The sequence below is a fragment of the Streptomyces macrolidinus genome (assembly GCF_023887685.1).
GTDB lineage: Bacteria > Actinomycetota > Actinomycetes > Streptomycetales > Streptomycetaceae > Streptomyces > Streptomyces macrolidinus.
In genome coordinates this window covers 56229-65154 of sequence record NZ_JAMWMR010000030.1, presented here as the reverse complement: position 1 = coordinate 65154, position 8926 = coordinate 56229, and the positions used below count along the sequence as shown (strand labels likewise).

Sequence of the window (8926 nt, the reverse complement as noted above, 5' to 3'; positions counted from 1 at the left end):
CGGGTCATGAGCGAGATGCAGGAGATCAGAACTGGTCGGCACTGTGCTTTCGTGATGCATGTGCACTTGGTCTTCGTGACCAGGTTCCGACACAAGGTGTTCACCCGTGCCCACTTGAGGCGGATGGAGGAGATCATGCGGTCGGTGTGTACGGACTTCGAGTGCGACCTGGTGGAGTTCAACGGCGAGGGCAACCACGTCCACCTGCTGGTGAACTTCCCGCCCGAGGTCGCCGTGACCAAGCTGGTCAACTCCCTCAAGGGCGTCTCCTCCCGCCGCCCGCGTCAGGAGTTTCCCGACCTGGTGCGCCACTACTGGCGGGCCAACAAGCTCTGGTCCGGGTCCTACTTCGCCAAAACCATCGGCGGTGCCCCGCTCTCTGTGGTCAGGCAGTACATCGAACAGCAGAACCGGCCGGTGTGAGCACCGCCCGGCTCCGCCGCGAGAAGCCCTCACGGTGCTCCGCGCCGCAGGCGAAGAACCGCGGTGTCCGGCAGCGCCGGACCTGAGTCTGCGACGCTCCGCGTCGCCACTGTCAGATTCGCTTCACCACCGGCCTGAAGGCCGATGCACTGCGAATGAACTCCGGCAGCACGACCGGGCGTCGCCTCCGTCCCGCCGTACTTACCGCCCGTTCGCGGCGCGGCCCGGTCGGGCCGCGCCGCCGTGATGGGGCGGAGGGTCAGATCTCCAGGTCCTGCTCGATCTTCTTCAACTGGTGCCGCGCCATCGCCAGGTTGGCGCGCTTGGAGTCCAGGACCAGGTAGAGGAACAGGCCGTTGCCGCCGCGGCCGGTGAGCAGCCGGATCAGGTGGTACTGGTCGGTCAGCGAGATCAGGATGTCCTCGATCTGCCCCTTGAGCCCCAGGTGCTCCATGGTGCGCAACTTGGCCCGTACGACATCGGTGTTGCCGGCCGCCGCGACCGTCAGGTCGAAGGTCTTGCTGCCGCCCATCGTGCCCAGGGCCATGCCGCTGGTGTAGTCGACCAGGGCGACTCCGGTCGCGCCCTCGATGGAGGAGAGCGCCTCTTTCAACGCGGTTTCGGTGTTGGACATATCGGGGTGTGTCCTTTCAACTTTCGGTGGTGGTGCGTGTGTTGGCAGCCGGTCGGGGGCGCGCGGGGGTGCGCGGGGTGCGGGTCGGCAAAGGAGTGGTCCCGGAGGGCGCGTGCGTGGGGGTCCGTGCGGTGCGGGACTGCGGCGAGGGCTCGCTCCGGGCCGCTTCGTCGACCAGTTCGCCGATGCGGGTACTCGCCCGGCGGCCCTCCAGGTGCAGTCGGCCGACGTTGACGCGGTCCTGGGCCAGTAGCGTCAGGACGGCGCCGCGGCCCGCCGCGTAGGTGGCCACATAGCCGTCGGTACCGCGGACGAGCAGTTCGCGGAGGTCGCCCCGGCCGGTGGCGTCGGTCATCCGCAGGGCGACGCCGAGGGCGGCGGCCGTGAGCGCGGCGATGCCCTCCGCCTCGATGCCCGGAGTGTCCTGGGCGAGGACGAGTCCGTCGACGCTGGCGGCGAGCGCGCCGGTCAACTGCGGGATACGGGCTCGGAGGCGGTGGAGTTCGGCCAGGATCTCGGGCTCCGCGTCCATCAGGGGTCTCCTCTCGGCAAGGCGTTGCCGTTCGATCCGGTCAAAGGGCCTCCAGCGCATCCCTGAGCCTCTTCAGCAACGTGATGTGGGGGTCGTCGGCGTAGGGAGGCGGCAGCGCCTCGCCGGGGGCGGGCACCGCCGGGTCGTGGTCCGCGACTCCGGCCGACGGCTGCCGCTGCCCGCCGTACGTCCCGGCCGCGACGCCGTACGTCCCGGCCGCGATGACGCCCGCCGCGGCCAGGCGCCGTACGTCCACCAGCGTGTGGAAGGCGGGGCGGCCGAGGGAGCGTGAGATGTCCGCCGCCGTGCGTACTCCGTCGATCCGGTCGAGCACCGCGCCCTGGCGGGGGGTGACCGTCCGTCCCGAGCTGCGGGCGGTACGCACGAGCGGGGCGTCGTCCGTCGTCGGGTCGGGCCAGATCGCGTGGAGCAGTTCGCGGCGGCGCAGTGTCTCGCGCTCCAGCGCGGCGACCGGGACCGGATGCACGGGGCCCAGCCAGTGCGCCTCGCCGTAGTGGAAGCGGACCGGGGCGCTGCTCGGGCCGAGGACGAAGTACGCCGCGTCGAACAGCGCGCCCAGATGGCACAGTTCCAGCGCGCCCTCGCCGATACGGCCGCTGTCGATCAGGAACCGCCCCACCCGCCGCCGCTCCCCGGCCTGCACGAACGCCTCCCGCCAGCCGTCCTCGTCGAGCGTGCCGCGGGCCATGAGCAGGGCGTCGAGGCCCGGGGTCGCGGGGCTCTCGGCGTACACCACCTGGCCCTCGGACAGATGGAGCATGCCGCCCTCGCGCATCAGCACCCCGGTGGCCCGTTCCTCGGCGAGGCGGCTGAGCATGGGGGACAGGCCGCCGCCCGGGATGCGGGTCCGCTCCCGGGTGGGCAGGCGGGGCGGAGGTGCGCCGACCGGCGTCATCCCAGCACCAGCCGTCCGGCCATCTCGCCGAGCCGTATCCGGGCGAGGGCCAGATTGCCCTCCTCGCGGGCCAGCCACAGATGCAGGAAGACGCTGCTGTCGAAGGTCGTCGGGACGAACCGCAGCAGGTGGTAGCTGTCCCGGTTGGCGATGATCAGGTCCTCGACCGGGCACGCGTTCTCGGACCAGTCGGCATCGCCCTCCGGGGCGAATGCGCGGTGCTCGGCGGCCAGCCGGGCCAGCTCCGCCGCCTCCGCCGCCGTCCGCTCATGGTCACCGCCGGGGGAGTCCCCGACCGTGCCCAGGGCGAGCCCGCTGGTCCAGTCGACCACCGCGGCGCCCCGGGCACCGGGCAGTCGCATGGCTTCCAGCAGGCACTCGTCGATTCCGGGCACCGTCGCTCCCCTCCCCACCTCGGGTACGGCTGAGTGACGCAGAGGCTACGCAACGTGTGTGCGAGGGAGTGAGGCTTCTGGCATTTTCCAGTGGAACATGCGCCGGGTAACTAGAGTGAGTCGATTAGCCTCCGCCACAAGGGCGTTGGGGAGCGCGGACGAGGAGCGCCGACCGATACGGGGCAGTTGCCCACGGACGAGGTCACAGGGCCGTCAGCGCGTCCGCGTGCCCTCCGCCCGACTCCGCCACGATCTCCTGGACCGTCTGCGGCTCCCGTACGAGAGCGAACCGCATCTCCCCGCTCGCGTCCCGCGCGTAGCCGTACACCCCCGGCCGCGCCAGGGAGTTGTACGCGTAGTGGTGCGCGAAGTAGTACGCCCCGGTGTCCAGCGCCGCCACGTGGTCGCCCTGCGCCAGCAGCGGCAGCCGGTACCCCTCGGCCAGCAGGTCGCCCGCGAAGCACGCCGGTCCCGCCACGTCCTGCACCACCTCGGGCCCCTCCTTCGGGCGCCCCTGCGCGTCGTACGCAGCGATCCGCAGCGGCCAGGACGCCGGCGCGTACACCGTGCGGGTGGCCACCTGCACGCCCGCGTGCGTGACCGCGACGGCCCGGCCGCCCGCGCTCTTGGCGTACTCCACGCGCGCCACCAGCGTCCCGTGCTTGGCCAGCAGCGACCGCCCGAACTCGGTGACCAGCCCGTACCGCCCGTCGAACAGCCCCGGCACCGTCTCCGTGAGCAGGCGCGCGTACTGCGCGTACGTGGGTGTCGTGGCCTCGGAGGTGAAGTTCACGTGCAGCCCGCCGCCGATGTCGATCGTGTCGATCTGCCGCCGCCCCACGTGCCGGTTGATCTCCTCGGCGAGCGCGTACGTCTCCGCGATGCCCCGCGCCATCAGCGTCAGCGGCACGCCCTGCGAACCGGAGTGCGCGTGCAGCCGCGTCAGCCAGGGCCGCTCGGCGAACGCGCGCACCACCCAGGCGCGCGCGCCCTCGTCGCGCAGCGCCACCCCGAACTTGGACGTGGCCGTCGCCGTCGACAGCGCCTCGATCGCACCGGCCCCGATCTGCGGATTCACCCGGACCCCGAGAGGGGAGTCCGTGCGGGTCGCGGAGACCAGGGCGTCCAGCCGCGCCAACTCCTGCGGGCTGTCCACGTTCACGGCGATGCCCAGGGCCAGCGCCTCGCGCAGCTCCGCCGCCGTCTTGGCGGGCGAGTCGAGGACGGTCCGCCGCGGCGCCACCCCGGCCGCGCGGGCCAGCGCCAGCTCGCCGGGGCTGGCCACCTCCGCGCCGAGCCCGGCCTCGCTCAGCAGTCGCAGCACCGGTACGAGCGGTGACGCCTTCACCGCGAAGGCGTGCAGCACCGGCGTGCCCGCGGGGACCACCGCGTCGAACGCCGCGCGCAGCTCCGCCGCGGAGTCCCGTATCCCCGTGATGTCCAGCAGCCCGACCAGGGGCGCCTCCGCTCCCACCAGGCCCTGGGCGACCGCGCCGCGTACGGCCTCGTCCCGCCGTGCCGCGCGCCCGCTGTCCGCCTGCGCCGCGTGCCCGGTCTCGGCCGTCGTGCCCGTCCCGTCGTCCCTCATCGTCACCGCGCCCCCGCTCTCGTGTCGCCTTCTGCGGTCATGCATCCAGCCAAACATCCCCCGTCGCCGCACCGCTGGCACCCGAAGGTATTGACTAGGTCTATTCAGGTGGCCAGGATGTGAATAACGACTGCACTTGTCCTGCGCGCCGTCGGGTGTGCGGGGTGTCCATCGGGAGGCAGACCATGTCAGGACCCCGGCCCGTTCGAGCGCCGCGCGGTACGGAACTGAGCGCCCTGGGATGGCAGCAGGAAGCCGCCCTGCGGATGCTCCAGAACAACCTCGACCCGGAGGTCGCCGAGCATCCCGACAAGCTCGTCGTCTACGGCGGCACCGGCAAGGCCGCGCGCGACTGGCGCTCCTTCGACGCGATGGTCCGCACCCTGCGCACCCTCAAGCAGGACGAGACGATGCTCGTCCAGTCCGGCCGCCCCGTCGGCGTGATGCAGACCCACGAGTGGGCGCCGCGGGTCCTGATCGCCAACTCCAACCTGGTCGGCGACTGGGCGACCTGGGAGGAGTTCCGCCGCTTGGAGGCCCTCGGCCTGACCATGTACGGGCAGATGACCGCCGGTTCCTGGATCTACATCGGCACCCAGGGCATCCTCCAGGGCACCTACGAGACCTTCGCCGCCGTCGCCGCGAAGAAGTTCGGCGGCTCGCTGGCCGGCACGATCACCCTGACCGCGGGCCTGGGCGGCATGGGCGGCGCCCAGCCGCTCGCCGTCACCATGAACGACGGCGTCGCGCTCTGCATCGACTGCGACCCGCGCGCCATCGAGCGCCGCATCGAGCACCGGTATCTCGATGTGCAGGCCGACTCCCTGGACCACGCCCTCCAACTGGCCGTCGAGGCACGCGACGCCCGCCGCCCGCTGTCCATCGGCGTCCTCGGCAACGCCGCCGACCTCGTCCCGCAACTGCTGGCCATGGGCGCCCCCATCGACATCGTCACCGACCAGACCTCGGCCCACGACCCGCTGTCGTACCTGCCGACCGGCGTCGCCTTCGAGGACATGGCCGACAGCGCCGCCAAGGACCCGGCCGGATTCACCACCCGCGCCCGGGAGTCCATGGCCCGGCACGTCGAGGCGATGGTCGGCTTCCAGGACGCGGGCGCCGAGGTCTTCGACTACGGCAACTCCATCCGCGGCGAGGCCCAACTCGCCGGATACGACCGGGCGTTCGCCTTCCCCGGCTTCGTACCCGCCTATATCCGGCCGCTGTTCTGCGAGGGCAAGGGCCCCTTCCGGTGGGCGGCGCTGTCCGGCGACCCGGCCGACATCGCCCGGACCGACCGGGCGATCCTCGACCTGTTCCCCGAGAACGAGTCCCTCGCGCGCTGGATCAAGCTGGCCGGCGAGCGCGTCCACTTCCAGGGCCTGCCCGCCCGGATCTGCTGGCTCGGCTACGGCGAACGGGACCGGGCCGGCGAGCGGTTCAACGACATGGTGGCCAGTGGTGAACTCACCGCGCCAGTCGTCATCGGCCGCGACCACCTCGACTGCGGCTCCGTCGCCTCGCCCTACCGCGAGACGGAGGCCATGCTCGACGGCTCGGACGCCATCGCCGACTGGCCGCTGCTGAACGCGATGGTGAACGTCGCCTCCGGCGCCTCGTGGGTGTCCGTCCACCACGGCGGCGGGGTCGGCATGGGCCGCTCCCTGCACGCCGGGCAGGTGACCGTCGCCGACGGCACGAAGCTCGCCGGGGAGAAGATCCGCCGGGTCCTCACCAACGACCCGGGCATGGGCGTCATCCGGCATGTCGACGCCGGATACGACATCGCCGAGTCGGTGGCCGAGGAGCGGGACGTGCGCGTCCCGATGCGCGAGGGTGACGACGCGTGACCTTCCACAGCATGTGGGCGCAGTTGCTGCCGATCGGCCGCAGCCGTGACTCCGGCGGCTACCGCCGCTTCGCCTGGAGCGGCGCCGACGCCGACTGCCGGGCCTGGTTCGAGGAGCAGGCCGAGACCCGCGGGCTCGCCTACGAGGTCGACCGGAACGGCAACCAGTGGGCCTGGCTCGGCGACCCCGCCGCGGGGGACGCCGTCGTCACCGGGTCCCATCTGGACTCCGTCCCGGACGGCGGCGCCTTCGACGGGCCCCTAGGCGTGGTCTCCTCCTTCGCCGCCTACGACGAACTACGGGCGCGCGGCGTCGAGTTCGCCAAGCCCTTCGCCATCGTCAACTTCGGCGACGAGGAGGGCGCCCGGTTCGGGCTCGCCTGCGTCGGGTCCCGGCTCACCTCCGGGCAGCTCACCCGCGAGCAGGCGCACCGGCTGACCGACGCCGACGGCGTCACCCTGCCGCGGGCCATGGAGGCCGCCGGATACGACCCCGACGCCATCGGAGCCGACCCCGAACGGCTCGGCCGGATCGGCGCGTTCGTCGAACTGCACGTCGAGCAGGGCCGGGCCCTCGACCTGAGCGGCGACCCCGTGGGCGTGGCCGGCGCCATCTGGCCGCACGGGCGCTGGCGGTTCGACTTCCGCGGCGAGGCCAACCACGCGGGGACGACACGGCTCGGCGACCGCCACGACCCCATGCTGTCCTACGCCGAGACCGTCCTGGCCGCCCGCCGCGAGGCCGAACGCGCGGGCGCCGTCGCCACCTTCGGCAAGATCGCCGTCGAGCCGGGCGGCGTCAACGCCATCCCCTCCCGGGTCCGCGGCTGGCTCGACTCCCGCGCCGCCGACCAGGAGCGCCTCGACACCGTCGTGGGCGGCATCGAGAAGGCGGCCCGCGCCCACGCGGACAGCCAGGGCGTCGAACTCGACGTCGTCCGCGAGTCGTTCACCCCCGTCGTGGAGTTCGACCACGCGCTGCGCGACGAACTGGCCCGCATCCTCGGCAAGGACACCGACCTGACCGTGCCCGTCCTCGGCACCGGAGCGGGACACGACGCCGGGATCCTCGCAGCGAGCATCCCGACCGCCATGCTGTTCGTACGCAACCCCACGGGCGTCTCGCACTCCCCGGCCGAACGCGCCGCCGAGGACGACTGCCTGGCCGGGGTGAGCGCCCTCGCGGACGTACTGGAAGGGCTGGTGGGCCGGTGACCCGGACGTACTGGCTGGAACACGCCTGGCTCGACGGCGCCGTCGAGCCAGGCGTCACCCTGACCGTGACACCGAGCGGCTCCGCCGCGGGCTCCGACGGCCGCATCACGGCCGTGCGCACTGGCGTCGCCACCCCGCCCCCCGGCGCCGAGATCCTGCGCGGACTCACCCTCCCCGGCCTGGCCAACGCCCACTCGCATGCCTTCCACCGCGCCCTGCGCGGCACCGTCCAGGTCGGCTCCGGCACGTTCTGGACCTGGCGCGAGGTCATGTACGCGGTCGCCGAGCGGCTGACCCCGGACACCTACCACGCACTGGCCCGTGCCGTGTACGCGGAGATGGCGCTGGCCGGCATCACCGCCGTCGGTGAGTTCCACTATGTGCACCACGCGCCGGGCGGCACCCCGTACACCGACCCCAACGCCATGGGCGAGGCGCTCATCGCCGCCGCCGCCGAAGCCGGTATCCGCATCACCCTCCTCGACACCGCCTACCTCTCCTCCGGCTTCGGGCAGCCCCCCACCCCCCACCAACTCCGCTTCTCCGACGGTACGGCCGAGGCCTGGGCCGAACGCTGTTCAGTTCTCAAGGAACGGGATCACGCACGGATCGGAGCGGCCGTCCACTCCGTACGGGCCGTGCCCGCAGGGCAGTTGGCGACAGTGGCGCGCTGGTCCGAGGAGCGGCGGGCCCCGCTCCATGTCCACCTCTCGGAGCAGACGGCGGAGAACGAGGCCTGCCAGGAGGCCCACGGCTGCACCCCCACCCGCCTCCTCGCCGAGCACGGCGTCCTCGGGCCACGCACCACCGGGGTCCACAACACGCACCTCACGGACGAGGACATCGCGCTGATCGGCTCCACGTCCACCGGCACCTGCATGTGCCCGACCACCGAACGGGACCTCGCCGACGGCATCGGCCCGGCCAGAGCCCTTCAGTCCGCGGGCTCCCCGCTCAGCCTCGGTTCCGACAGCCACGCCGTCATCGACCTCCTCGAGGAGGCCCGCGCGATGGAGCTGAACGAGCGGCTGCGCACCCGCACCCGCGGCCACTGGACGGCAGCGGCCCTGCTGCGGGCCGCCACGGCCACCGGGCACGCCGCGCTCGGCTGGCAGGACGCGGGCACCCTGAAGCCCGGAGCGCTCGCCGACTTCACGACGATCGCGCTGGACTCGGTCAGAACCGCGGGCCCACCGCCGCGGCTGGGCGCCGAGACGGCCGTATTCGCCGCGACGGCAGCGGACGTACGGCATACGGTCGTGGGTGGCCGACAGGTCGTCCGCGACGGGGCGCACGCCCTCGTACCGGATGCGGCGCGGGCGCTTGCGGACGCCGTAGCAGCCCTGCGCACCTGACACCCGCTCCCCGTCCCAC

Annotated in this window: 9 protein-coding genes; 4 read left to right on the top strand and 5 right to left on the bottom strand. The window is 72.6% G+C overall.

Features of this window, described 5'->3' with window-relative positions; all coding sequences use genetic code 11:
• The first annotated feature begins 6 nt into the window (after window positions 1-6).
• A complete protein-coding gene (gene tnpA, locus NGF19_RS25785; protein ID WP_252427824.1) occupies window positions 7-423 on the top strand; it encodes an IS200/IS605 family transposase in 417 nt (138 codons plus the stop codon).
• A gap of 259 nt (window positions 424-682) precedes the next feature.
• Here tnpA and NGF19_RS25780 read toward each other — a convergent pair whose 3' ends face one another.
• The 5 genes from NGF19_RS25780 to NGF19_RS25760 all read right to left on the bottom strand — a co-directional run bounded on the left by NGF19_RS25780 (window position 683) and on the right by NGF19_RS25760 (window position 4488).
• Complete coding sequence (locus tag NGF19_RS25780) at window positions 683-1057, bottom strand: roadblock/LC7 domain-containing protein (protein WP_252427812.1); 375 nt, start codon at window positions 1055-1057, stop codon at window positions 683-685.
• A gap of 16 nt (window positions 1058-1073) precedes the next feature.
• A complete protein-coding gene (locus tag NGF19_RS25775) occupies window positions 1074-1589 on the bottom strand; it encodes a roadblock/LC7 domain-containing protein (protein WP_252427811.1) in 516 nt (171 codons plus the stop codon).
• Between the two features lie 40 nt (window positions 1590-1629).
• Window positions 1630-2505, bottom strand: coding sequence for a transcriptional regulator (locus tag NGF19_RS25770; protein WP_252427809.1), 876 nt, complete (start codon window positions 2503-2505; stop codon window positions 1630-1632).
• The gene (locus NGF19_RS25765; RefSeq protein WP_071368625.1) at window positions 2502-2900 is read right to left on the bottom strand and encodes a hypothetical protein; all 399 of its coding nucleotides are present in this window, start codon (window positions 2898-2900) and stop codon (window positions 2502-2504) included. The genes NGF19_RS25770 and NGF19_RS25765 overlap by 4 nt, the downstream gene beginning before the upstream one ends.
• A gap of 202 nt (window positions 2901-3102) precedes the next feature.
• The gene (locus NGF19_RS25760) at window positions 3103-4488 is read right to left on the bottom strand and encodes a type III PLP-dependent enzyme domain-containing protein (RefSeq protein WP_252427807.1); all 1386 of its coding nucleotides are present in this window, start codon (window positions 4486-4488) and stop codon (window positions 3103-3105) included.
• Window positions 4489-4673: 185 nt separating this feature from the next.
• Between NGF19_RS25760 and hutU the strand changes: the two genes are divergently transcribed.
• From hutU to NGF19_RS25745, 3 genes are read left to right on the top strand one after another with little or no spacing between them, the layout of a single operon-like run.
• Complete coding sequence (hutU, locus tag NGF19_RS25755; RefSeq protein ID WP_252427806.1) at window positions 4674-6338, top strand: urocanate hydratase; 1665 nt, start codon at window positions 4674-4676, stop codon at window positions 6336-6338.
• On the top strand, window positions 6335-7552 hold the full coding sequence (locus tag NGF19_RS25750) for an allantoate amidohydrolase (RefSeq protein ID WP_252427804.1): 1218 nt from the start codon (window positions 6335-6337) through the stop codon (window positions 7550-7552). Before hutU ends, NGF19_RS25750 begins: the two co-directional genes overlap by 4 nt.
• A complete protein-coding gene (locus NGF19_RS25745; RefSeq protein ID WP_252427802.1) occupies window positions 7549-8907 on the top strand; it encodes a formimidoylglutamate deiminase in 1359 nt (452 codons plus the stop codon). The genes NGF19_RS25750 and NGF19_RS25745 overlap by 4 nt, the downstream gene beginning before the upstream one ends.
• The last annotated feature ends 19 nt before the right edge of the window (window positions 8908-8926 follow it).